The organism is Dactylosporangium sp. NPDC049525, assembly GCF_040676755.1.
In the GTDB taxonomy this organism is placed as follows: Bacteria; Actinomycetota; Actinomycetes; order Mycobacteriales; family Micromonosporaceae; genus Dactylosporangium.
This window is the reverse complement of record NZ_JBFAPO010000055.1, coordinates 1-24,112: the sequence shown is the minus strand read 5'-3', so window position 1 is coordinate 24,112 and position 24,112 is coordinate 1. Positions and strand designations below refer to the sequence as shown.

Annotated in this window: 20 protein-coding genes; 12 read left to right on the top strand and 8 right to left on the bottom strand. The window is 72.4% G+C overall.

The features are described from left to right. Positions 1-88 precede the first annotated feature (88 nt). Positions 89-292: a hypothetical protein gene (locus tag AB0K00_RS45495; protein WP_363535226.1), complete on the top strand. Its 204-nt coding sequence runs from the start codon at positions 89-91 to the stop codon at positions 290-292. 6 nt (positions 293-298) lie between these two features. On the opposite strand, the gene AB0K00_RS45490 is transcribed toward AB0K00_RS45495, so the two are convergent. After that, positions 299-1,279, bottom strand: a complete 981-nt coding sequence (locus AB0K00_RS45490) for an NAD(P)-dependent alcohol dehydrogenase (protein WP_363535223.1) — start codon at positions 1,277-1,279, stop codon at positions 299-301. Positions 1,280-1,406: 127 nt separating this feature from the next. Between AB0K00_RS45490 and AB0K00_RS45485 the strand changes: the two genes are divergently transcribed. The 4 genes from AB0K00_RS45485 (at position 1,407) to AB0K00_RS45470 (ending at position 4,544) form a co-directional block, all read left to right on the top strand. Further along, positions 1,407-2,117 (top strand): TetR/AcrR family transcriptional regulator C-terminal domain-containing protein, encoded by a 711-nt coding sequence (locus AB0K00_RS45485; protein WP_363535307.1) that lies wholly within the window; start codon positions 1,407-1,409, stop codon positions 2,115-2,117. Positions 2,118-2,201: 84 nt separating this feature from the next. After that, positions 2,202-2,432 (top strand): hypothetical protein, encoded by a 231-nt coding sequence (locus tag AB0K00_RS45480; RefSeq protein ID WP_363535220.1) that lies wholly within the window; start codon positions 2,202-2,204, stop codon positions 2,430-2,432. Positions 2,433-2,649: 217 nt separating this feature from the next. Further along, positions 2,650-3,288 (top strand): maleylpyruvate isomerase N-terminal domain-containing protein, encoded by a 639-nt coding sequence (locus AB0K00_RS45475; protein ID WP_363535218.1) that lies wholly within the window; start codon positions 2,650-2,652, stop codon positions 3,286-3,288. Between the two features lie 80 nt (positions 3,289-3,368). Beyond that, entirely contained in the window at positions 3,369-4,544 is a 1,176-nt protein-coding gene (locus AB0K00_RS45470) for a Clp protease N-terminal domain-containing protein (protein ID WP_363535215.1), read from the top strand. Here the strand turns inward: AB0K00_RS45470 and AB0K00_RS45465 are convergent. The 3 genes from AB0K00_RS45465 to AB0K00_RS45455 are packed head-to-tail and all read right to left on the bottom strand — an operon-like array spanning position 4,534 to position 7,665. Then, complete coding sequence (locus AB0K00_RS45465) at positions 4,534-5,364, bottom strand: carbohydrate ABC transporter permease (RefSeq protein WP_363535212.1); 831 nt, start codon at positions 5,362-5,364, stop codon at positions 4,534-4,536. The genes AB0K00_RS45470 and AB0K00_RS45465 overlap by 11 nt on opposite strands. A gap of 5 nt (positions 5,365-5,369) precedes the next feature. After that, positions 5,370-6,338, bottom strand: coding sequence for a sugar ABC transporter permease (locus tag AB0K00_RS45460; RefSeq protein ID WP_363535209.1), 969 nt, complete (start codon positions 6,336-6,338; stop codon positions 5,370-5,372). A 10-nt stretch (positions 6,339-6,348) separates the two neighbouring features. After that, on the bottom strand, positions 6,349-7,665 hold the full coding sequence (locus tag AB0K00_RS45455) for an extracellular solute-binding protein (RefSeq protein WP_363535206.1): 1,317 nt from the start codon (positions 7,663-7,665) through the stop codon (positions 6,349-6,351). A 119-nt stretch (positions 7,666-7,784) separates the two neighbouring features. Here AB0K00_RS45455 and AB0K00_RS45450 point away from each other — a divergent pair, with 119 nt between their 5' ends. Together AB0K00_RS45450 and AB0K00_RS45445 are read left to right on the top strand one after the other, a co-directional pair. Beyond that, entirely contained in the window at positions 7,785-8,789 is a 1,005-nt protein-coding gene (locus AB0K00_RS45450; protein ID WP_363535204.1) for a LacI family DNA-binding transcriptional regulator, read from the top strand. A 113-nt stretch (positions 8,790-8,902) separates the two neighbouring features. After that, positions 8,903-11,245 carry a glycoside hydrolase family 3 N-terminal domain-containing protein gene (locus AB0K00_RS45445; protein ID WP_363535201.1) on the top strand — a complete coding sequence of 781 codons (2,343 nt, stop codon included), beginning with the start codon at positions 8,903-8,905 and terminating at the stop codon, positions 11,243-11,245. Between the two features lie 53 nt (positions 11,246-11,298). On the opposite strand, the gene AB0K00_RS45440 is transcribed toward AB0K00_RS45445, so the two are convergent. Both AB0K00_RS45440 and AB0K00_RS45435 read right to left on the bottom strand, forming a co-directional pair. Continuing rightward, a complete protein-coding gene (locus AB0K00_RS45440) occupies positions 11,299-12,660 on the bottom strand; it encodes a PHB depolymerase family esterase (protein ID WP_363535198.1) in 1,362 nt (453 codons plus the stop codon). Positions 12,661-12,672: 12 nt separating this feature from the next. Continuing rightward, a complete protein-coding gene (locus AB0K00_RS45435) occupies positions 12,673-14,037 on the bottom strand; it encodes an endo-1,4-beta-xylanase (protein WP_363535195.1) in 1,365 nt (454 codons plus the stop codon). A 237-nt stretch (positions 14,038-14,274) separates the two neighbouring features. Here AB0K00_RS45435 and AB0K00_RS45430 point away from each other — a divergent pair, with 237 nt between their 5' ends. Beyond that, positions 14,275-15,954, top strand: coding sequence for a condensation domain-containing protein (locus tag AB0K00_RS45430; protein WP_363535192.1), 1,680 nt, complete (start codon positions 14,275-14,277; stop codon positions 15,952-15,954). Between the two features lie 158 nt (positions 15,955-16,112). On the opposite strand, the gene AB0K00_RS45425 is transcribed toward AB0K00_RS45430, so the two are convergent. Continuing rightward, entirely contained in the window at positions 16,113-16,982 is an 870-nt protein-coding gene (locus AB0K00_RS45425) for a metallophosphoesterase (RefSeq protein WP_363535189.1), read from the bottom strand. Between the two features lie 153 nt (positions 16,983-17,135). Between AB0K00_RS45425 and AB0K00_RS45420 the strand changes: the two genes are divergently transcribed. Then, the gene (locus AB0K00_RS45420) at positions 17,136-18,152 is read left to right on the top strand and encodes an aldo/keto reductase (protein WP_363535186.1); all 1,017 of its coding nucleotides are present in this window, start codon (positions 17,136-17,138) and stop codon (positions 18,150-18,152) included. Here the strand turns inward: AB0K00_RS45420 and AB0K00_RS45415 are convergent. Next, positions 18,082-18,672: a helix-turn-helix domain-containing protein gene (locus tag AB0K00_RS45415; RefSeq protein WP_363535183.1), complete on the bottom strand. Its 591-nt coding sequence runs from the start codon at positions 18,670-18,672 to the stop codon at positions 18,082-18,084. The two genes, AB0K00_RS45420 and AB0K00_RS45415, sit on opposite strands and share 71 nt — an antisense overlap. A gap of 163 nt (positions 18,673-18,835) precedes the next feature. On the opposite strand from AB0K00_RS45415, the gene AB0K00_RS45410 reads away from it, so the two are divergent. From AB0K00_RS45410 to AB0K00_RS45400, 3 genes are all read left to right on the top strand, one after another. Further along, positions 18,836-20,446 carry a CocE/NonD family hydrolase gene (locus tag AB0K00_RS45410; RefSeq protein ID WP_363535180.1) on the top strand — a complete coding sequence of 537 codons (1,611 nt, stop codon included), beginning with the start codon at positions 18,836-18,838 and terminating at the stop codon, positions 20,444-20,446. Between the two features lie 75 nt (positions 20,447-20,521). After that, positions 20,522-20,941: a hypothetical protein gene (locus AB0K00_RS45405; RefSeq protein WP_363535177.1), complete on the top strand. Its 420-nt coding sequence runs from the start codon at positions 20,522-20,524 to the stop codon at positions 20,939-20,941. 53 nt (positions 20,942-20,994) lie between these two features. Then, positions 20,995-23,982, top strand: a complete 2,988-nt coding sequence (locus AB0K00_RS45400) for a GH92 family glycosyl hydrolase (protein WP_363535173.1) — start codon at positions 20,995-20,997, stop codon at positions 23,980-23,982. Positions 23,983-24,112: the final 130 nt, after the last annotated feature.

Below are 24,112 nucleotides of genomic sequence, written 5' to 3'. Positions count from 1 at the left end.
GAAGTAGTAGCCGGCTGCGCCGCCGCTGCCGTCACGGCGCGGCGGCCACCACTCCCCGACGTTGAGGGTCAGGACAATGCACCACGACATGCTCACGCTCCTTGACGCCCACCTGGCGCAGCTGTGCGCGGCGCGCAACCAGCTCGCCGCCACCCGGCGGGTCGCCCCTGGCGAACGCCGTGCCGCCGTCCTCTACACCATCGACGTCAGTGAGCGGTACGCGTCGCAGGCCCGCACGCTGCTGGCCGAGCTCAACGCGGCGCCGAGGGTCGCGGTGGGTGTCGCCGAGTAGGCCCCGTCACACGGTGATGACGACCTTCGCGCGGGCGTGGTCCATCTCGAGGTAGCGGACCGCCTCGGCGGCGTCGCTGAGCGGGAACGTGCGGTCGATGACCGGGACGACCGCGCCGGACTCCGCCAGCTCGCGCAGCGTCGCCAGGTTCTCCCGGCTCGGCACGGCGGTGAGCGTGAGCACGCGGTGGCGGACGAAGCGGGACGCCAGCCGCCCCCGCGCGATGAGCCGGATAGGTCCGAGCAGGCTGCCGCCCTCGGACACGCCGCCGCCGGACAGCACGAGGGTCCCCGTGGGCGTCAGCACCCGCCGGCAGTCGGCCAGCGAACGGTTGCCGACGAGGTCGAACACCACGTCGTACCGGGTGGCGCCGTCGCGGGTGAAGTCCTCGCGGGTGTAGTCGACGACGCGGTCGGCGCCGAGGGACCGGATCAGCTCCAGGTTCCTGGTGCTGCACACGCCGGTCACGTGCGCCCCGAACGCCTTGGCGAGCTGCACGGCGAACGTGCCGACCCCGCCGGACGCGCCGTTGATCAGCACCCGCTGCCCGGAGCCGACCCGCGCGGCGTCGCGCAGCCCCATCAGCGCGGTGTTGGCCGCGAGCGGCATGGCGGCCGCCTGCTCGAACGTCAGGTTCGCCGGCTTGCGCTCCACCACACCATCGGCCGGGACGCGGACGTACTCGGCGAACGCGGCGTCGATCTCGCCGAACACCTCGTCGCCGGCGCGGAAGCGAGTTACCCCCGCGCCGACCGCCTCGACCCGGCCGGCGAAGTCCGTGCCCCGGACCCGGACCCTCGGCGCACGCAGCCCGAAGGCCATCCGGGCCAGGTACGGGTCGCCGCGCATCACGTGCCAGTCGCGGGCGTTGACGGAGGCCGCGTGGACGCGGACGAGCAGCTCGCCGTCGGCGGCCACCGGTGGGTCGAGCTCATCGAACCGCAGCACGTCTGACGGGCCGTAGCGGTCCTGGACGATCGCCTTCATCGTTGCTCCTCACGACACATCCCGCTGGTGTACGGCGTACACCTGATGGCTTCGACGGTAGGGTGTACGGCGTACACCCGTCAAGAGGAGATATTGTCAGCGGCTGCGGAAAGGGCGGGTGATCGAGTTGGCGCAACAGGCGGAAGCCGCCCGGCGGGCACCGCTGACCAGGGAACGCGTCCTGCGCGCCGCCGTCGACCTCGCCGACGGCACCGGGATCGACGCGCTCAGCATGCGCAAGCTCGCCCAGTCGCTGGGCGTCGTGCCGATGGCGCTCTACAAGCACGTGGCGAACAAGGAGGAGCTCCTCGACGGCATGCTCGACGTCGTCGTCGGCGAGATCGACCCGCCTGTCGCCGACGCCGACTGGCAGCGCGCCGTCCGGCAGCGGATCCTCTCCGCGCGCCGGTCGCTGCTGCGCCACCCGTGGGCGTCGCGGGTGATCGAGTCCCGCACCGCCCCCACCCCGATGGTCCTGCAGTACATGGACTCGATGATCAGCATGTTCCGGGCCGGCGGGCTCTCCGTCGACCTGACCCACCACGTGATGCACGCGATGGGCAGCCGCATCCTGGGCTTCTCCCAGGAGCTGTTCGGCACGCCCCCGCCGGGCGTCGACCCGGCCACCCTGCCGGCCGTCGACCCGGAAACGGCGCGGCAGATGGCGGCGCGGTACCCGTACATCGCCGAAATCACGACCCGCGTGGCCCATGACGACGCGTCGGTGGTGGGCAGCGGCTGCGACGACCAGTTCGAGTTCGAGTTCTCGCTGGACCTGCTCCTGGACGGGGTCGAACAGCTCCGCCGCCGCGCCTGGACCTCCCGGGGCGGTCACTGAAAGATCTTCGCAACCTTGTCACCCAGTCACGCGTGTCTGACGTACTCGCTCGAACACGGGTGGTGACAGGGGAGGAAGGACAGTGTGACCGCAGCGATGAGCCACCGGAAGGTGATGCCCGCCGTCGACGTCCAGCGTGACGCCGAGGGTGGCGTCACCGCCGACGTCGTGGACCACTTCCTGTGCTGCGGCGGCCTGCCGGAACAGCAGCAGCGGCAGCAGCGCGACTACGCCTGGGACGGCGGGCGTTTCCGCCAGGTCGACGGTCCGACCGTCTGGGCGACCCGGGCCACGTCACCGACCTGCAGGTCCTAGTCGCCGACGTGACCCTCGATCCGGCGACCGGCGGCACGCGGTCAGGAAAGATCACCATCACCGTCAGGAACAACGGGCCGAACCCGTCCGGACGACAGCGTGACGTTCCACATCCGGCCCAGTTGAGCCGGCCCGGCCGGATCGCGGCGGTGAGCTGACGGGGGCGCCGCGATCCGACCGGTGGAATGTCTTGTGGGGAGCGCCGGTTGATGTCGGCATGGCGCAGATCAGGGAGCTCTACCTCACCGCCGCGGCGACGGCGGCCCGGCTGCTCGCCGCGCCGGAGGTGGCCGCCGCTTGGCACGAGCCGAGCGCGCTGCCGAAGCTGAGCGTGCAGGGCCTCGCCGGGCACCTGGCGGGGCAGATCTTCTTCATCCCCAAGGTGCTCGCCGAGCCGGTGCCGGACGAGGAGGTCATCGGCCTGCATGAGTACTACGCCCGGGTGCACTGGATCGGCTCGGACCTGGACGACCCGTTCAACGTCCTCATCCGCAGCAGCGGCGAGGACGACGCCGCGGACGGGCCGGCGGCCCTCGCCGCCCGGGTCGAGGCCACCGTCGCCGCGCTGCGCACGGTGCTGCCGGCCGCGCCGTCCCGGCCGGTGCGCCGCCCCACCTGGGGTGCGTGGTCGATCGACCTCGACGACTTCGTGGCGAGCCGGCTGCTGGAGGTCGTCGTGCACAGCGACGACCTCGCGTACAGCGTGGGCGTCACGACGCCCGAGTTCCCCGCCGCGGCGGTGCAGACCGTCGTGGACATCCTGTCCCGGATCGCGGTACGCCGGCACGGCGCGACGAACGTGCTGCGCGCCCTGAGCCGGGCCGAACGGGCCCCCGCCACGATCTCGGCGCTGTAGCCGCCTTGCGGCCGTGCGCGACAATGATCGCCGGGGGTGCGGCCGTGACGATGGATTGGCCCGAGTTCGGATCCGACATCGTGAGCACTGTGGGTGCCGCGGAATTCTTCGCGGCCCGCAAGAAGAAGCAGGTCGTGGACGCCTCCCTGCTGCTGTGGACGGCGGCGTCGAACCGGTCGGCGGTCATGCGGCAGGTGCACCGCCGGATCCAGGCTGACGCCGGATGGGCCGACCCGTTCACGGACTGGAAGCAGGACCTGGCGACCGCCGCGGGCACCGACGCCGTGTCGCAGTTGCGCAGGGAGACCCGGCTGCAGCACAGGTTCGTGGGCTACCGGGCGACGGCCGAGCCGGCGCAGTGGCACACCTCGGTGGTGTCCGGGCTGTGGGCGGCGCTGGACGAGGCCCGGCAGGCCGGGGTCGGCCACGCCGGTCGGCCGCACCTGATCGCCGGGCTGCTCCGCGACCCGGCCGGGGCATTGCGTGGGCTGGGCGACGACCGGGACGAGCTCATCGCCATGGTGCGCGCCATCCCGTCGTGGCGGGAGCCCGCGCCGCCGTACACGCCGTTCGTGTCCCGGCTCGACGCGGCCCGGGAGACGAGCGACCGCACCGGGCTGCGCGGGCGGTGGGACCGCAAGCAGCGGCGGGACTGGATCGGCGGCAACCGGTATCGCAGCGCGGTCCTGCCGAACCTGCTCTGGGAGGCGGCGCGACAGGCGGTGCGGCTCGACGACGGGCCGGTCACCGCCGCACACCTGCTGGTCGGGGTCGTGGTGATGCACGCACAGCTGCGGGTCGCCGACCGGCAGCTGCGGCCGGTCCTGCGGCCGTTCAACGGCGCTCCGGCCGTCCTCGAAGCGCACGGCGTGACCCTGCCGCGGGCGGTCGCGGGGCTGCCGTCGGTGCGCCCGGCCGACCCGGTCGTCGTCCCCGAGGGCAGGGCCCAACTGGTCATCGGGTTCACCGGGACGGCATGGACCGCCGAGGCGGTCGACACCGTCGACCGGGCGGTCGCGCTCGCCCGGGACGCGGGGCATCCCGCGACGGAGTCCTCGCACCTGGCGCTCGCCGCACTTGACGACGGGCACGGCACCGCCGCGCGGCTGCTGGCGGCCCTCGATGCCGACCCGGCCGCCATCCGGGCCGACATCGCCCACCACCTGGCGCAGGCGCCGGCGGCGGAGGAAGCCGCGCCCTCGCCGGGGAGACGCGCCGATCGGTCCCCGGCAAGGGCACGGCGGCTCAGCCCTTGACCGACCCGGTGAGCCCGCCGACGATGTGCCGTTCGGCGAACACGAAGAAGCCGATCGCGGGGATCATCGACGCCGCCGTGTAAGCGAGGATGCGGGCGGTGTCCTGGGAGAACTGGGACTGGAACGCGGCGACGCCGAGCGGCAGGGTGAAGTTGTTCGGGTCGCTGAGCACCAGCAGCGGCAGCAGGTAGGCGTTCCAGCTGGTGACGAACGCCAGGATCGCCACGGTCGTCAGCGCGGGCCGGCTCAGCGGGATCAGGATCCGCCAGAAGAACCCGAGCCGGCCGGCGCCGTCCATCGAGGCGGCGTCCTCCAGCTCGCTGGGGATCGCGGCCATGAACGGGCGCAGGATGACGATCGTGATCGGCAGGGCGAACGCGGCCTGCGGCAGCGCCACCCCGAGCGGGTTCTCCAGCAGGTCGAGCTCGCGCAGCAGCAGATACAGCGGAAGGGCCGCCGCGGTGAGCGGGAACAGCAGGCCCAGCGTGAACAGCGTGTACAGCGACTCCCGCCCGCTGAACGTGTAGCGGGACAGCGCGAACGCGGCCATCGCGCCCACGCTGACGGCGAGGCCGGTGGTGATGACCGAGATGAGCGTGCTGTTGCCCATCGCCTTCCAGAACACGTCGGAGCTGAGCACGTCGGTGTAGTTGCCCAGGTTCCACGGGCTCGGCCAGCCGACCGGCTCGTTGTTGATCTGGGCGTTGGTGCGGAACCCGCCGAGGATGGTGAACACCAGCGGGACGACGGTCACGCCGACGACGAGCAGCACGACGAGATACGTGAACGGCGTCCCCAAGGACAGGCGTCTGTTGTTCATGCCGGTCACCCCTTGGTCCCGGTCAGTGCGCCCCGCAGGTCACGGCGCAACGCGAAGCGCTGGTACAGCAGGGCGAAGATGAAGCACACGACGAAGAGCACGACGGCGACGGCGCTGCCGAACCCGAACTCGTAGCGGCTGAAACCGTGGTCGAGCAGGTAGGTCGCCATGGTGGCCGAGGCACTCGCCGGACCGCCGAGCGTCATGATCCACACGAGGTCGAACAGTTGCAGCGACCCGATGACGGACAGGAAGATCCAGATCCGGATGGTGGGGCCGAGCAGCGGCAGCACGATGTGGCGGGTGGTGTCCCACGAGGACGCACCGTCGGTGGAGGCGGCCTCCCGCAGCTCGGACGGGATGCTCTGCAACCCGGCGAGGAGCAGGATGACGCCGAAGCCGATGTACTTCCAGGTGATGACCACGAAGAGCGTGTAGAGCACCAGGTCACCGTCGGCGAGCCAGTCCTGGATCAACCCACCGAGGCCGACCGCGTTGAACAACTGGTCGACCATGCCGCCGGGCTGCAGCATCAGCAGCCACACGACCGCGGTGATGGCCTCCGACAGCACGTACGGCGCGAAGACCACCAGCCGCAGCACCGTCCGCCCACGGATCTTCCGGTTGAGCAGCAGCGCCAGGGCGATCGACAGCGGCAGCTGGATGAGCACGGACAGCGCGGCGATGATCAGGTTGTGCAGCAGCGCGGAGCGGAAGACCTCGTCTTCGAGGACCCGCTGGTAGTTGCCCAGCCCGTACGGGGTGCGGGGGCTGAACCCGGTCCATTTGTAGAAGCTGTAGTAGACGGCGACCGCGATCGGCAGCAGCACGAACCCGACGAACAGCACGAGTGCCGGGGTGAGCAGCAGCGCGAGCTCCAGCCGGGTGCCGCGGCGCCCCGGCCGGCGGGCCGGCCGCGATGACTCGCGGCCGGCCTGCTTCGCGGGCGCCGTTGCGGCGGCAACGGTTCCCATCAGTGACCCATCACTTGTTCGCGACCGCCTTGGTGAAGGCGTCGACGATGCCCTGCGGGCTGCCCTTGCCGGCGAAGAAGTCGGCAACGGCGTCGTTGAGTGCCTGCCCGACGCTCGTGGGCAGCGCCTGGTCGAAGTACACCTGGATGTACGGCGCCTTGTTCAGGTAGTCCTGCACGGTCTTGAGCGTGGGGTCCTGGATTGCGGAGATCGCCGCCGGGTTCGCCGGCAGGCTGATGGTGTTGGTCTGCACCAGCTTCTGCTGCACCGGGGCGCTGGCGATGTACTTGAGGAAGTCGGCGCACGCCGCGCCGGCCTTGACGGCGCAGGAGTAGCCGTCGCCGCCGCCGAGCGCGGTCCCGGGGGTGCCCTTGCCACCGGCAACGGTCGGGAACGCGAACCAGCCGAGCTTCTTGGCGTACTCCTTGTCCTCGGTCAGCGGGATCATCGTGGGCAGCTCCCAGTCACCCTGCAGCTCCATCGCGGCCTTGCCGTTGGCGACCAGACCGGCTGAGCTGCCGGCGCCCTGCTGGGCGGGGGTGCCGAGGAAGGCGTCCTGGAACGGCTTGGTGTCGAGGAACGCCTTGAGGTCCTCACCGGCCTTGACCCAGCACGGGTCGTCCATCTTGAGGTTCTTCACGGTGTTCTTCACGGTGTCCAGGGAACACTCCCGGATCGCGAAGTAGGACCACCAGAAGGCGTCGGGCCACTTGTCCTTGCCGCCGACGGCGATCGGCGCGATGTTCTTGGCCTTCAGCTTGGTGACGGCGGCGTTGAGCTCCTCCATCGTGGTCGGCGGAGCGGTGATGCCCGCCTGCGCAAAAAGGTCCGTGCGATACCAGAAGCCGACGACGTGCAGGCCGAAGGGCACGCCGTACTGCTTGCCCTCGACCTGCCAGCCCTTGGCGCCGGCGCCGAGCTCCTGGATCCAGCTCGACGTCGCCTCGGTCATGTCCATGAGCTTGCCGGACTCCACCTGGGTGGCCAGGGCGCCGCCACCCCACTGCTGGAAGATGCTCGGCGGTGTCGGTGACTGCAGCGCCACCGAGATCTTGGTCTTGAGCGCTTCGTTCTGTGCCGGTTCGACCTTGAACGACACATTCGGATGGTCGGCGTGGTACTGGTCTGCGAGCGACTGCCAGACGCCCTTGGCGGGATCCTGGGCACCGTTGTGCCACCAGGTCAAGGTCGTGGCGGCATTCGGGTCGCCGCCCGCTCCGGGTTCGTCGTCGCCGCATGCGGTCAGGGAGGGCACGGTCATCGCCAACGCGACGGCGATCGTGGCCAGCCTCCGTGGGGTGCTCAGGCGGACGTTCAAAGTGATCATCTCCTGACGGGGGCGAGCCGAGCCGAAGGGCTCGGCCCTCGATGACCGCAGAGTCTCCGCCTCAGGAACTCCGCTTGTCAATCGTTGTTGATATCGTTATCGGAAGTTACTCTGCCCTCGTGAAGCCCAGTTCTCGAATCACGATCCGGGACGTCGCCGCGACCGCGGGCGTCTCGGTTGCGACGGTGTCCAAGGTGCTCAACGCCCGTTACGGGGTGTCGGCCGCCACCAGCGCACACGTCCAGTCCGTCATCCGCGAGCTGGGCTACGAGGCGAGCCTCGTGGCGCAGAGCCTGCGCAACCACAAGACCAACGTCATCGGCATCCTCGTCGCCGACCTGGAGCCGTTCAGCACCGAGCTGCTCAAGGGCGCCGCGAAGGCGATCAAGGGCACCGGCTATGAGCTGGTCGTCTACTCCGCCGGCGGGCGCACCAGCGACCAGGCCGGCTGGGAGCAGCGCTACCTGTCGCGGCTGTCCGGCACGCTCATCGACGGCGCGGTCCTGGTCACGCCGACGGTGGTGGACGTCGACTACGGCACCGCCGTGGTGGCCGTCGACCCGCACGCCGGCCCCTCCGGCCTGCCGACCGTCGACTCGGACAACCTCAACGGCGCCAGGCTGGGCACCCAGCACCTGCTCGACCTGGGGCACCGCCGCATCGCGATGATCTCCGGCCGGCCGGACCTGGAGTCGTCCCGGCTGCGCGAGCGGGGCTTCTGCGAGGCCATGCGGGACGCCGGCGTGCCCGTGGACCCGGGCCTGATCCACGTCGGCGACTACGATCCGGACTCCTCCGCCGCCGCGGCCCGGTTCCTGCTCAACGACCCCGACCGACCCACCGCCATCTTCGGCGCCAACGACGTCTCGGCGATCGCCGCGGTCGAGGTCGCCGCGTCGATGGGCCTGCGGGTCCCCGACGACCTGTCGGTGGTCGGCTTCGACAACGTCCCGGAGGCCGCCCTGGCCAGCCCGGCCCTCACCACCGTCGAACAGCCGATCCACGCGATGGGCCACCGCGCGATCGAGCTGCTGATCAAGCTCATCCACGGCGAGCCGGTCGACACCACGCACGTGCGGCTGCCGACCCGGCTCGTCGTGCGCCAGTCGACCCGCGCCGTCTGAACGTTTCACCGCCGCCCATCCGCGCCGTGCGCAACGCCGCACACGGCGCCCATCTGGCGCACCCCCCTGCACCAGCACAGAACGAGCATTGGACGAACATTGGAGCCCCGAGCGTGACACTCGACAGCGGCGTCTCCGCCGGAACCTGGCGGGACACCACGGCGCCCGCGTCCGCACGCGTGGCCGACCTGATGACCCGGATGACCCTGCGCGAGAAGGTGGCGCAGATGTACAGCGCCTGGCTCGACGTCGACGACACCGCCGGGGAGGTCGCGCCGCACCAGCACGATCAGACGCCCGACCCGTTCGACTGGAGCGCCCAGATCCCCCACGGCCTCGGCCAGGTGACCCGCGCCTACGGCACGACGCCGATCGCGCCCGCCGACGGCGCCCGGCGGGTCGCGCACCTGCAGCGGGAGATCGTCGCCGCCGGCCGGTTCGGCATCCCGGCGGTCGTGCACGAGGAGGTCCTCACCGGCCTGGCCGCCTGGCAGGCGACCATCTACCCGGCGCCGCTGTCGTGGGGTGCGAGCTTCGACCCGGACCTGATCGAGCGGATGGGCGCGCAGATCGGCCGCACCATGCGCCGGCTCGGCATCCAGCAGGGCCTCGCCCCGGTCCTGGACGTGGTCCGGGACCTGCGCTGGGGTCGCGTCGAGGAGACCATCGGCGAGGACCCGCATCTCGTCGGTACCATCGGCGCCGCCTACGTGCGCGGCGTGGAGTCCGCCGGGGTGATCGCCACCCTCAAGCACTTCGTCGGCTACTCCGCCTCCCGCGCCGGGCGCAACCTCGCGCCGGTGTCGATCGGGCCGCGGGAGATCGCCGACGTGCTGCTGCCGCCGTTCGAGATGGCGCTGCGCGCCGGTGCCCGCTCGGTCATGAACAGCTACACCGACGTCGACGGCGTCCCGGTGGCCGCCGACCCGGCGCTGCTCACCGACCTGCTCCGGGACCGGCTGCGCTTCGACGGCACCGTGGTCTCCGACTACTTCGCCATCGCCTTCCTGCAGACGCTGCACGGCGTGGCCGGGTCCCGCGCCGACGCGGGCGCGCTCGCCCTGCGCGCCGGCATCGACGTCGAACTGCCCGGCGCCAACTGCTACGGCGCGCCGCTGCTGGACGCCGTCGAGGCCGGCGACGTCGACGAGGCCCTCATCGACCGGGCCGTCACCCGCATCCTGCTGCAGAAGTGCGCGCTGGGCCTGCTCGACGAGGACTGGCGACCCGAACCGCCGGCGCTGCGCGAGGACGGCACGGTCGTCGACATCGACGAGCCTGACGCGCGGGACCTCGCCCGCCGGCTCGCGGAGCGTTCCGTGGTCCTGCTGCGCAACGCGCCCGTGGACGGCGCGCCCGCCCTGCCGCTGCGGCCCGGCGCCCGGCTCGCGGTCGTCGGACCGGGTGCCGCGGAGTCCGGCGCGATGCTCGGCTGCTACTCCTTCCCCCGCCACGTCCTCGTGCACCACCCCGACGTGCCCGCCGGGGTGTCGGTGCCGTCGGTGCTGGACGCGCTCAAGGCCGCCCACGACGTCACCTACGCCCAGGGCTGCCCCGTCGTCGGCGGCGACGACGAGCAGATCGCCGCGGCGGCTGCGGCCGCGGCCGGGGCCGACGTGTGTGTCGCGGTCCTCGGCGACCTGTCGGGCCTGTTCGGCGGCGGTACCTCCGGCGAAGGCTGCGACGCCAGTGACCTGCGGCTGCCCGGCCGGCAGGAGGAGCTCCTGGAGGCGTTGCTGGCCACCGGGACCCCGGTCGTGCTGGTGCTGCTCGTCGGCCGCCCGTATGAGCTGTCCCGGCAGGTCGACCGGCTCGCGGCCGTGCTGTGCGGCTTCTTCCCCGGCGAGGAGGGCGCCGCCGCGATCGAGGGTGTCCTCAGTGGACGGGTCGACCCGTCGGGGCGGCTACCGGTGAGCTTCCCGGGCGTCGGCGCGAGCCAGCCGTCGACGTATCTCGCCGCGCCCCTGGCCGGCCGCAGCGGCGTCAGCAGCGTGGACCCGACACCGTTGTTCGCGTTCGGCCACGGGCTGTCGTACACCGGCACGACGTGGGGCGAGGTCAGCCTCGATCCCGCCGGCGGCTGGCCGACCGACGGCGCCGTGGAGGTGGCGGTGCCGGTCAGCAACGACGGCGACCGCGCGACGAGCACCGTCGTCCAGGTGTACCTGCACGACCCGGTCGCCGAGGTGGCCCGTCCCGAGCGGCAGCTGATCGCCGCGGCCCGGGTGGACCTGGAGCCGGGGCAGCGGCGCACGGTCGTGTTCGGGCTGCACGCCGACCTGCTGTCCTACTCGGGTCGCGACGGGCGCCGCCTGGTCGAGCCCGGCGACGTGGAGCTGCGGGTCGCACGCTCCAGCGTGGACGTTCACGCGGCGGTGCGGATCCCGGTCGTCGGCCCGCGCCGGTTCGTCGGCCACGACCGGCAGCTGCACCCGCGGGTGACGGTCTCCGGCTGAGCTGACGCGCAAAGGGCGGGACCCCGGCCGGGGTCCCGCCCTTCGTCATGCGGTCAGACGCTGGTGCAGGCGGCGCCGTTCAGGGTGAACGCCGCGGGCTTGCCGGTGTTGCCGGTGTGGTTCGCCTGGAACCCGAACGACGTGGAGCCGCCCGGCGGGATGCTCGCGTTGTAGCTGACGTTGCGGGCGGTGACCGCGCCGGAGGTGGGGGCGACGGTCGCGTTCCACGCCGACGTGATGCTCTGGCCCGACGGCAGCGTGAAGCCGAGGGTCCAGCCGTTGACGGCGGTGGTGCCGGCGTTGGTGATCGTGACGGCCGTGGTGAGCCCGGTGTTCCAGGCGTTCACGGTGTACGCCACCCGGCAGCCCCCGACCGGCACGGACGCCGAGCCCGACGGCGAGTTGGACGGTGAGCTGGACGGTGACCTCGACGGCGACGGCGACGCCGACGGCGAGGACGGCGGCGAACTGGAGGGCGTCGGGCTCGTGCCGCCGGACAGCCCGAAGAACGCGATGACCATCGCGGCCTGTCCGGCCAGGGGCAGCGAGTGGCCGACGCCGGCGATGCTGATCCCCTCGACCGGTGCCATTGTGCCCGCGTTGCCGTAGCGGGTGCGGGTCCAGTTCTGCTGCGGCTGGTCGGTGAACACCGGGGTCTGGCTGACGCCGAGCACGTTGGTCCACTGCTCGATCTCCTCGCCGAAGTTCGGGTAGGCGAGGGTCGTGTCGGTGGTGCCGTGGAAGACCTGCATCCGCGGGCGGGCGCCGGTGTAGCCCGGGTAGGCCGCCCGGACCTGGTCACCCCACTGCTGCGGCGTCTTGTTGAGCTGCCCGCTGGAGCAGGTGCTGTTCCAGGACGAGCCGTCGGTGGTGGCGAAGCAGCCGAACGGGACGCCCATGAACGCCGCGCCGGCCTTGAAGACGTCCGGGTAGTCACCGAGCAGCACGTTGGTCATCATGCCGCCGGACGAGGCGCCGGTGACGAAGATCCGGCCCGGGTCGGCGTTGTTGTGCTGCTGGACGTAGGTGACCATCGACATGATGCCGACCGGGTCGCTGCCGCCGCCGCGCCGCAACGCCTCCGGCGAGGAGACGTCGAAACAGTTGCCGCTGCGGGTCGCGGACGGGTAGACCACGATGAACCCGTACCGGTCGGCGAGCGACGCGAACTCGGTGCCGGAGTAGAACGCCGGCCCCGAGCCGGTGCAGAAGTGCACGGCCACCACGACCGCCGGGCGGGCGGCGACGGTGTTCGGCACGTACAGGTGCATGCGCAGGTTGCTCGGGTTGGTGCCGAAGTTGGTGACCTCGGTCAGGGTGGCGGCGGCCGCCGGCGACGCGAACAGCGTGATGCCGGCGACGGCGAGGACCGCCGCGGCCGAGGCGGCCGCGAGGATCCTGCTTCGGATGCGCATTGCCCGCTCCCCTCAGCTCGCGGCGCAGGTGGGGCTGAGCGTGCCGGCGGTGCCGGTCGCCTGGAGGCCGAACTCCGTGTACTGGCCGGGGTTGATGCGGCCGTTGTACGACACGTTGGTGAACGTGTTGCCGTTGCGGGTCACGTTCCAGGAGTTGGTGACGGTGATCCCGGACGGCAGCGGCATGGTGACCGTCCATGCGTTCGTGCCGCCGGAGCCCGCGGTGACCCTGACCGTGGCGACGAACCCGCCCTGCCACTGGTCGACCGACACGCTGGCGGTGCAGCCGCCGGTCGGGATCGGCGGCGGGGAGCTGCTGGTCGGCGGCCGGGACGAGCTGCTGCTCACCGGCGGATTGGAGGTAGGTCCTCCGCCGCCGAGGGCGGCGAGGGTGCTGGTGTACGCGGCCTTCTTGTTGCCGTTGCCGTCGAACAGCAGCGGGGTACCGGAGGCACGCCACGAGTCGCTGTCGCGGATCCCCCACACGGTCATGCCGGTGCAGCGGGTCACCGCGAGGCACGCCTGGGTGACGCGGCGGTAGTTGTCGGCCTGGGTGCTGCCGGAGCCCTCGATGTCCAGCTCGGTGATCTGCACGTCCACGCCGAGGTTGGCGAAGCGCTGCAGGTTCGCCTGATAGTCCGACGGCACCGGGCTGGCGCTGTTGAAGTGCGACTGGAACCCGACGCAGTCGATCGGCACCCCACGGGCCTTGAAGTCCTGCACCATCGCGTACACGGCGTTGGACTTCGCGTTCTGCCCATCGGTGTTGTAGTCGTTGTAACACAGCTTCGCGGCCGGGTCCGCGGCCCGGGCGGTGCGGAACGCGACCTCGATCCAGTCGTTGCCGGTGCGCTGCAGGTTCGAGTCACGCCGCCCGCCGCCACCACCATCGGCGAACGCCTCGTTCACCACGTCCCACGCATAGATCTTGCCCTTGTAATGCGTCGCCACCTGCGTCACATGGTTGACCATCGCATTGCGCAACGCCGTACCGGACATGTTCTGCGCCCACCCGGGCTGCTGCGAATGCCACGCCAGCGCATGCCCACGCACCCGCTGGTTGTGCGCCTGCGCATGCGCCACGATCTGATCCGCCGAGCCGTAGGAGAACGACCCCTGCGACGGCTCCGTCGCATCCCACTTCATCTCGTTCTCCGGCGTCACCATCCCGAACTCACGATCCAGGATGGTGCTGTACACACTGTCGCTGAGCTTGTACGCCGCAACCGCCGTACCGAAGTAGCGGCCCTGCTCCGCCGCGGCGGCATGCAACGTCGACGCCGCCGCGTCCGCGGTCGAGGCGATACCGAGGGCCACCACCACCGCCAGAGCACCCGCGCCCGCGGCACCCAACGCCCGTTTTCGATTCCTGTCCATCACAACGCCTTTCGTTTCGAAACATGTTCGGCGGGGACCCGATCAGCATCACGGAATCGACAGATGACAACGTCTTCACCAGCCCGAATTTCCCGTCGTGACCCGGGTTGCCCTGCTGACAGCAGCGCGGCGCGCCAGTTTCGAAAAACGAAAACTGAAACTTTCATTGATCAGCGCCATGGTTTCTTGATTCGATGACGGTGCCGTGCGTCCGGCCGGAGCGAAAGGACCCTGAAAATGGTGCGATTACGGTTCGAGGGTCAACGGTCCGCGACCGGTCCGCTCACCGCCGGCCAGCGCAACACGGCGAAGTGGCTGCTCAACGTCCCGCACGCGCCCGCCGCGGTGCTCGACCACGCCTTCGACATGCCGCCCGGCACCACGGTCGAGGACGTCGCCGAGTGCTTCCAGGTGCTGCTGTGCCGGCACGAGGGGCTGCGCAGCACGTACCGGCTCGGCAATCCCGGCGAGCAGCGCGTCCTGGCCGCCGGCTCGCTGCCGATGCTGGTGCACGCCGCCGACGCTGTGGACCCGGCCGGGCGGCTCGTCGAGCTGTGCCGGGCGGAGCCGTTCGACCTCGCCGCCGAACCCCCGGTCCGCTTCGCGGTCGCCGTACGCGACGGCCTGGTCGCCGCCGCCGTCGTCGTCTGCTCGCACATCGCGGTCGACTTCCAGGCCCTGGCGGTGCTGGACGCCGAGTTCGCCGAGCTGGTCCGCGACCCGGCCGCCCGGGTGCCCGGCGAACCCCGGCCGCAGCCCCTGGACCGTGCCGCGCTGGAGGACCGGCCAGCCCGGCGGCGGCGCATGGACGCGGCGCTGCGGCACTGGGAACGGGCGCTGCTGGTCGCGCCCGCACACCCGTACGCCGGGCCGCGGACCGGGCCCGGCAAGGGATCCGGCGCGTGCGGCATGTCCTCGCCCGCCGCGGCGGCGGCGCTGGAGCACGTCGCGGCGCGCACCGGGGCGAGCCGCCCGGCCATCGTGCTGGCCGCGTTCTCCGCGCTGCTGTCCCGCCGTACCGGCGACGCCACCTGCACCTTCGTCACGCTGTCGGCCAACCGTTTCGAGTCCGAACTGCTCCGCTACGTCGGCACCCAGGCCCAGGCGACGTTCCTCACCGTCGAGGTCGGCGGCTCGGGCTTCGACGCCCTGGTGGGCCGCTGTTTCGGCGCGGTCCTGCAGGCCGGCCTGCACGGCACCTACGACGTGTACCGCCAGCACGAGCGGTCCACCCGCATCAAGACCGACCGCGGCATCGCGCCGTCGTTCGAGCCGATGTTCAACAGCATCGTCATGGACACCCTCGCCCGCGGCCCGCTGACCGACGTCGCCGCGGCCGCACCCACCGAGACCCAGTGGGTCGACATGCCGCCCACCGACATCCTGCTGCGCTTCGACCTGGGCCGCGTCGACGGCGCGCTGGTCGCCCGGCTCTGGAGCGGCGACACCGGCCGGGTCGGGCCGGCCGAGGCCCAGGCGCTGCTGCTGGCCCTGGAGCGGCTCATCGTCGCGGCGGCGGCCGGCGACCTCGACCACGCCGGCATCGTCGCGGCGCTCGCCCTGTCCCCGATCGAGCGGCCGGCGGGCTGGCTGCGGGTCGATCACTGCTGGGTCGACCTCGCCGAGGTGCAGCGTCTCCTCGACGACGCGCTCGCCCCGGCGGTCTGCCGGGTCTTCGCCTCCGTCGACGGCTCGCCGCTGGTCGCGTACGTCGCCGGCGGCCCCGACACGCCGCAGGAGGCGCACCGCCGGTGCCTCGCCGCCCTGCCCGGCCGCCACGCCGCGATGACCCCCCGCCACTACGTCCTGTGTGGACAGCCACCGGCCGATCCTTCGCTGCTCGCCGGCTGGCGCGCGGGTCAGGTGCTGTGCGAGGGTTCCGGCCGACCCACCGAGCTGGCGCTGAGCCCGGCCTGAGCCGGGGCCTGGCGCTGAGCCCGGCCTGAAGCCGCGGCCTGGCGCTGAGCCCGGCCCGAGCCCGGGGCGTGTCGCGGCGCCCCGAGCCGGTCGCGGCGCGCAACGCGCGTTGCGGATCGCTGTGGGGGGCGGGCCGCCCCGGGCGTCCGCGGCGCGCGCTACGCGGTGGTGGGGTGGCGGTGCACCGGGCGGGCCGCGGGGTGCACCGGGCGCAGGCCGGTGCGGGCGACCGCCGCCGCGCTCGCGGCCGGGACGGCGAGGTCCCACTCGAGGAGGACCTTGTCGCCGTCATAGCAGCCGTAGCTGGTGGAGACGCACAGCAGCGGCTCGTGCTCGACGAGGTGGCCCTCGCGGATCACGTCGTGGCCGAAGACCGCGACCCGGCAGCCGGGGTGCAGCGCGCGCAGGAACGCGGTCGCCCGCTCCGCGGTCGTGGTCCTGGCCCACAGCAGCGCGCCGGCCACGCCGCTGCCGGCCATGTCGTGCAGCGCCACGTCCTCGTACCCCGTCAAAGGCGCGGCGTCGACGTCGGCGGCGGATGCGATGACCGCGTGCGGGGCGGCGTGGGTGAACGCGATGCCCGCCGCGGGCGCGACGACCGCCAGGGGCCAGCCGGCGAACCAGTCCCGGACCGCGCCGAACCGCGCGGTCCCGTAGGACTCCTCGAGGTGCCGGGCCTCGTCGGGGTGGAACTTCGACAGGAGGGGGCCGCCGAGGTGCGCGTGCTCGTGGTTGCCGAGCAGGTAGTGGACCTGGCCGGGGAACCGCCGCTGCAGCCGCCACGCCTCGTCGAGCAGCTCCACCGATTCGTCGGCGTACCAGTCCCCGAGGTGCTCGGGCCAGTCGTCCCGGGCGAGGGCCGGGCCGTGCACCAGGTCGCCGCACAGCAGCAGGTGCGGCGGGTCCGCCGCCGACGTGCACAGGTCGAGGAAGCGGCGTACCACCGCGTGGAAGTCGGGCAGGTTGCCGTGCAGGTCCGTGGCGGCCAGCACGGTCCCGCGGTCGGGCAGGACGACGACCCGTGACATCCCGCCAGCGTAGGCGATCGCGTCTCACGCGGCGGTCCGCGGCACTGCCGCCGGGGGTTCGGTCGAGGGGGCGCAAGCAGGCGGCCGTCGCACGGATCTGGTTGTGGTGCCCGGGCCGGGGAAGCACGGCCGGTGGTCGGGCATGCTGGTGGGGTGCGCGCAGACGACATGGTGCCGCTGGGGCGGACCGGGCTGACGGTGAGCCGGCTCGGGCTGGGGCTGGCCTCGCTCGGCGGGCTGTTCACCGCCGTGAGCGACGAGGACGCGGCGGCAACCGTCGGGCGGGCCTGGCACCTCGGCGTCCGCCTGTTCGACACGGCCCCGGTGTACGGGTACGGCCGGTCCGAGATCCGGGCGGGCCTGGCGCTGCGGACCCGGCCCCGCGACGGATACGTCCTGTGCACCAAGGTCGGCCGGCTCATCGAACCCGGCGGCACCGACACGCAGGACATCTGGGCGGACCCGCCGCCCGGCGTCGGCCCGCGACTCGACTACAGCTACCAGGCGGTGCGGCGGTGCGTCGAGGACAGCCTGGCGCGCCTCGGGCTGGACCGCGTCGACGTGCTGCACATCCACGACCCGGACCTGAACTACCCGGTGGCGCTGGCAGAGGCGTACCGGGCCCTGGCCGACCTTCGGGCCGCGGGAGTGATCCGGGCCGTGTCGCTCGGGGTCAACCACGCCGACGTCGCGGCCCGGTTCCTGCGGGAGGCGCCCGCGCCGGGCCCCGACTGCGTGCTGCTCGCCGGGCGGTACACGCTGCTGGACCAGACCGGTCTCGACGAGCTCCTGCCGTTGTGCGCGCGGCAGGGGGTGGCGGTGCTCGCGGCGGGGGTGTTCCAGGCGGGGCTGCTCGCCGAGCCGCGATCCGGCGCCGCGTACGGCTACCCGGAGGTGCCGCCGGCACTGCTGGAGCGGGTGCGGGCAATCCGCGCCGTCTGCGCCGAGCACCGCGTGCCGCCCCTGGCCGCGGCGATCCAGTTCCCGTTCGGCCATCCGGCGGTTGCCGCGGTCCTGGTCGGTGCACGCACCCCGGACGAGGTCACGGCCAGCGCCGAGCTGCTCGCGCATCCGGTGCCGGCGCGGTTGTGGCGGTCGCTCAAGGCGTCCGGCCTGCTGCCGGCAGCGGCGCCGGTCCCGGCGGGACAGCGCAGACACCTTCGAGCATGAGGTCGATGGAGCGGGTCGCGGCGTCGGCGTCGGCGGTCTCCACGACGCCCTCGATCATCGTGCACAGCAGGGCCAGGTCGGCCGGGGCGAGGTCGGCGCGGACGTAACCCTCCTGCTGGGCGCGGCGCAGCGGCGCCGTGAGCGTCGTGATCATGCGGTGCTGGTACCGGTCGCGGGTCTGCCGGTCCAGCCGGCGCACGTGCAGGACGAGGGGCCGCATCGCGATCTGGGTGCGCAGCAGCTCGGCGAGCAGGTCGCGGAAGGCGGCGGGCCGGTCGGCGTTGGCCGCGACGTACGCCTCGAGCCGGGCCAGCTCGTGCGCGACGACGGCGGCGGTCAATGCCTGCCGGTCCGGGAAGTGGCGGTAGAGCGTCGCCTGGCCCACGCCGGCCCGCCGGGCGATCTCCGGCATCAGCACCGCGGTGTGCCGGCCCAGCATCAGTTCGGTGGCGGCCTCGACAATGGCCGAGCGGTTGCGCAGCGCGTCCCGGCGACGCGGCGTCTGGGCTCCGTACAGCACGGCCACGCTCCTCACGGCGAGAACAGCAGCGACACATGTTACCGACAAGTAACGATAATGTCATGAACTTCAAATTCTCGGTACCCGCTTCTACGCTCCCGCCACCGAGGCATCCGCCCTGTCCAACCCGCCTTGGCCCACCCCCGCCTCCCAAGGAGTGCGCATGGCGAAGCGCCGAACACCCCTGCCCGTCTGCCTGCTGTCCGTGCTCGCCGCCGCCGTCCTCACCGCGGCGAGCCCGACCCCTGCCGCCGCCGCTCCCCCGGCCGTCGCGCAGGCCGCCGCGGCCGTGCCCACGACCGGCTTCCGGTTCGTGGACATCGCCGGTTCCGGCGGCGTCGTCCTCAAGGCCAACGCGATCGCCCCGTCCGCCGCCGGGCGGTATCCCGCGATCGTCTTCCCGGCCAGCTGGGGGCTCAACGACCTCGAGTACATCGCCCAGGCCAGGACCCTCGCCGGCCGCGGCTACGTGGTCGTGTCCTACACCCCGCGCGGCTGGTGGTCCTCCGGCGGCGAGATCGACACCGCCGGGCCGAAGGACATGGCCGACCTGTCCAAGGTCATCGACTGGACGATCGCGAACACCGCCGCCGACCCGTCCCGCATCGGCGCCGCCGGCATTTCCTACGGCGCGGGCATCAGCCTGCTCGGCTCGGCGTTCGACCCGCGTATCCGGGCCGTCGTCATGATGAGCGGCTGGACCGACCTGGTGTACTCGCTGTACGGCGACCAGACCCGCCACCAGCAGTCGGCCGGGCTGCTGCAGCTCGCCGCCGCCCTGCTCGGCAACGCCGGCCCGGACCTGACCGGCAAGCTCGACGACTTCAACGCCAACCGCAACGTCGCGCAGATCATGGCGTGGGCCGGCGTCCGCTCCGCGGCGACCTACCTCGACGCGATCAACGCGAACCGCCCCGCGGTGCTCATCGCCAACTCGTGGGGCGACTCGATCTTCCCGCCCAACCAGCTGGTCGACTTCTACGGCCGGCTGGCCGGGCCGAAGCGCCTCGAGCTGCGCCCCGGTGACCACGCCATCGCCGAGCTCACCGGCGTCATCGGGCTGCCGAACGACGTGTGGAGCAGCGCCTACCGCTGGTTCGACCAGTACCTGGCCGGGGTCGACACCGGCATCGGCGGTGAGCCACCGGTGCTCGTGAAGCCGCACAACGCCGCCGCCGAGAGCTACCCGGCATGGTCCTCGCTCAACGGGAATGTCCGCCGGTACGGGCTGGGCTCGATCCGTTGGTGGGACGGGACCGGACTGCTCGGCGGGAACCCGAGCACCGGCTGGAGCAAGAGCCTGCCGACCGACCTGAACACGACCGCGGACGGCGGGATCGTGCTGCTCACCAACGGCGCCGCGGCGCTCACCGGGGTGCTGCCGCAGATCTGGTTGCCGACCGTCGACCGGCTCCGGGCCGGCGTCTGGGCCTCGGACCGGCCGTCGACCGTGCAGCGCATCCGCGGCGTGCCGAAGGTGCACCTGAACCTCACGGGCACCGCCGCACAGGGCAGCGTCGTGGCGTACCTCTACGACCTCGACGGCCTCGGCAACGCCAAGCTCATCACGCACGCCCCCGTCACCTGGCTCGGCACCGCGGGCGGGAACCGCAGCGTCGACGTGGCGCTGTCGGCGACGGCCTACGACGTGCCCGCCGGGCACTCGCTGACCCTGGTCGTGGACACCGTCGACCCGCTGTACTACGACGCGAACGCCCCCGGCGGCACGGTCACCGTCGCCGGCGGGTCCTACGTGGACGTGCCCCTGCGGTAACGGGTGACCCACGACGCACGGCAGGTGTCGGCGGCCCGACGATGTTCGTGGCCGCCGGCGCCTACCGTGTCGGACATGATGCGCAAGCTCGCCGGCACCATGCTCCTGACCCTCGCGCTGGCCGCCTGCGGGTTGTCGGAACCGTTCGAGAGCGGGGACGGCAAGCTCATCAAGACCGCCGTCGAGGGGCTCTTCGGCGAGCTGGAGCGCGCCGACTACACCGCCGCCGCGTCGCACTGGTGCTCCTACGAGCCGCCCGCGAAGCCGCCGACGGCCGACGAGCTCAAGGAGATGTTCAGCGGCTATTCGCGGCCGTGGAAGACCAAGCCCGTCTCGTCGCAGCACACCTCCGGCGGCACCGGTGTCGTGAACGTGACCCTCACCGACGGCGGCGGCGCCGAGCACCCCTTCAACGTCGACTTCACCATGGCCGGCGGCACCCCCAAGGTCTGCAGCGTGGACACCGGGACCATCCAGATCGACGTGGACATCTAGTCTCCACCGGCGGTTCACCGCCGCGCCGAGCGCCGACGCATAGACTCCCGCCCATGCGTGTCATCGTTGTCACTGTCCTGCTGCTCGGCACCGTGGTGCTGCCCGCCCGGGTCGCCGCGGCGGCCGAGCCCGTCACCGATCCCGCGTCCTATGTGGACCCGCTGATCGGGTCGGCGCGGGACGGCAACACGTGGCCGGGTGCGGTCCGCCCGTTCGGCATGATCTCGTGGAGCCCCACCAGCACGCGCGGCGACCAGACGTCCACCGGGGCGGCCAACGGGTACCAGTACGACGTCACCCGGCTGCGCGGGCTCAGCCTCACCCACGTCAACGGCGCCGGCTGCAACCCGGGCGCCGCCGGCGACGTGCCCATCCTGCCGTTCGCCGGCGCCGTGGACTCCTCGCCGTCCGCGGACAGCACCGACGCGAAGTTCGCCGCCAACTTCAGCCACGCCGCTGAGGTCGCGCGACCCGGCCGGTACACCGTGACGCTGGACTCCGGGGTGCGCGCGGATCTGGCGGTGACGGCGCGGGCCGGGGTCGGGCAGTTCACGTTCCCCGCCGGGAAGCCGGCGAACCTGCTCTTCCGCACCTCCAACTCGCTCAACGGCAGCGAGGACGCCGAGGTCAGCATCGACGCGGCCGGGCGCACGGTGCGCGGGTCGGTGCTCACCGGCGCGTTCTGCGGCCGGCGCGCCAACGGTGGCACCAACAACCGCCGCACCTACTACCGGCTGTATTTCAGCGCGCAGTTCGACCGGCCGGTCACCGGTACCGGCACCTGGGTCAACGGCACGCTGCAGCCGGGCGGCACCCGTGCCACCGGCGGCGAGGGCTACGCGACCGGCGCGGACCGGGCCGGCCGCGGCTCCGGCGGCTGGGTCTCGTTCGCCGGCGGCAGCGACGTGCGGATGCGGATCGGGATCTCCTACGTGAGCCTCGCCGGCGCGGAACGCAACCGCGACACCGAGCTCGCCGCCGGGGTGTCCGTGCCGGCGGTCGCCGCGGACGGCCTTGCGGACTGGCAGCGGCAGCTGCGCGCGGTGCAGGTCGGCGGCGGCAGCGCCGCGCAGCGGACCACGTTCTACACCGCGCTCTACCACTCGCTGCTGCAACCGAACCTGGTCAGCGACGTCGACGGCGCCTACCTCGGCACCGACCAGGCGGTCCACCAGGTAACCGCGGGGCAGGGCGCGCAGTACGGCACGTTCTCCGGCTGGGACCAGTACCGCGCCCAGATCCAGCTGCTCGCGCTGCTGAAACCGTCGGTGGCGGGCGACTACGCGCAGTCGATGTACCAGTTCGCCCAGCAGAACCGCGGCATCTGGGACCGCTGGCTGCACAACAACGGCGCCACCCACGTGATGACCGGCGACCCCGCGGCGCCCACGCTGGCGACGTTCGTGGCGATGGGCGCGGACCACTTCGACACCGCGGGCGCCTACGCGTCGCTGCTGCGCCAGGCCACCGTGCAGAACCCGGACGCGCTCAACGACGGCGGCTGCCCCGGCCAGTGCACCGGGCAGCGGCCGGCGCTGAACCAGTACCTCGCGTCGCACTACGCACCGCAGGACGCCTGCCACTGCTGGGGCGGCGCCGCGGAGACCCTGGAGAACTCCCTCGCCGACTTCTCCCTCGGCATGTGGGCCTCACGGCTCGGCCGCACCGCGGACCAGGCTGCCATGGCGGACCGGGCGAACTGGTGGCGCAACACGTTCAACGCCTTGGCCACGCCTTCTGAGGGGTACCAGCAGGCCCGCAACGTCTCCGGCGGCTGGGTGGGTGGCTTCAGCCCGTCGACCGACGTGGGGTTCGCGCAGGGGTCCAGCGCCACGTACACGTGGATGGTGCCGCAGAACGTGGCCGGCCTCGCCTCGGCAATGGGCGGCACCGCCGTCGCCGCGTCCCGTCTCGACGCGTTCTTCCACGACGCGGCCGGCAACTGGGCCGTGAAGGGCGGCAGCGCCGTGCGGTACGACCCGGCCAACGAGCCCGGGCTGCACACGCCGTGGCTGTACAACGCGCTCGGCCAGCCGTGGAAGACGCAGGCCACGACCCGCGAGATCGTCGACACGGTCTATGGAACAGGCCCCAGCGGCCTGCCGGGCAACGACGACCTCGGCACCATGTCCGCGTGGTACGTCTTCGCCGCCATGGGCGTCTTCCCGCAGGTGCCCGGCCGGGCCGAGCTGCTCGTCGGCAGCCCGCTGTTCCCGACGGTGCACGTGACCCGCGACAACGGCGCCGTCCTCGTCATCGACGCGCCCGCCACCACGGACGCCGCCCAGTACGTGCAGTCAGCCACCCTCGACGGCGCCGCCTACGGCCGGTCGTGGCTGCCGGAGTCGTTCGTCCGCACCGGCGGCACCCTCACCCTGACGATGGGCACCGCGCCGTCGTCCTGGGGCTCCCCGCCCTCTGACCACCTCGGCATCACCTCCTTCTGCGGCCCCGTCACCCGCCCCTCGGGCACCGCCGTCTCGTCCTGGCCTTTCGACGGCAACGCCAGCGGCACCACGCTCGTCGGCGCTCCACAGTGGACCACCGGCCACACGGGCCAGGCCCTGCTGCTCAACGGCGCCGGCCAGTACGCCGACACCGGCCGCCCGGTGGTGCCGACGACCGGCAACTACACCGTCGCCGCCTGGGTCCGCCTGGACACGGCAGGTTCGTTCCGGACCGTCGTCAGCCAGGACGGCCCTACCACCAGTGCCTTCTTCCTGCAGTACAGCGGCGCCGACAAGGCCTTCGCAATGAGCTTCGCCGACCGCCGCGCCCTCGCCCCCTTCACCCCAGTCATCGGCCGCTGGTATCACCTGACCGGCGTCCGGGACGCCAACGCCGGCCACCTGAGCCTGTACGTCGACGGCACCCTCGCCCGCCAGATCGACGCCTGCACCAGCGACGCCTCCACCGGCCCACTCGTCATCGGCCGCGCCCGCTGGGCCAGCACCCCCGTCGACTACTGGTCAGGCGCAATCGACGACGTCCGCGCTTACGACCGCGCCCTCACCGCAGCACAGGTCCGCACCCTGCCCTGACCCTGAACCCACCCACCGGTCGACGCAGGTCGCTGTGCCACTCGCCCAGGGCGGGTCGCCACGTCGTCAGCGCGGTCGTCAGCGCGGGCCGGGGGCGCGGGCCCGGGGCGCGGGCCGGCGGGGCGGGCCG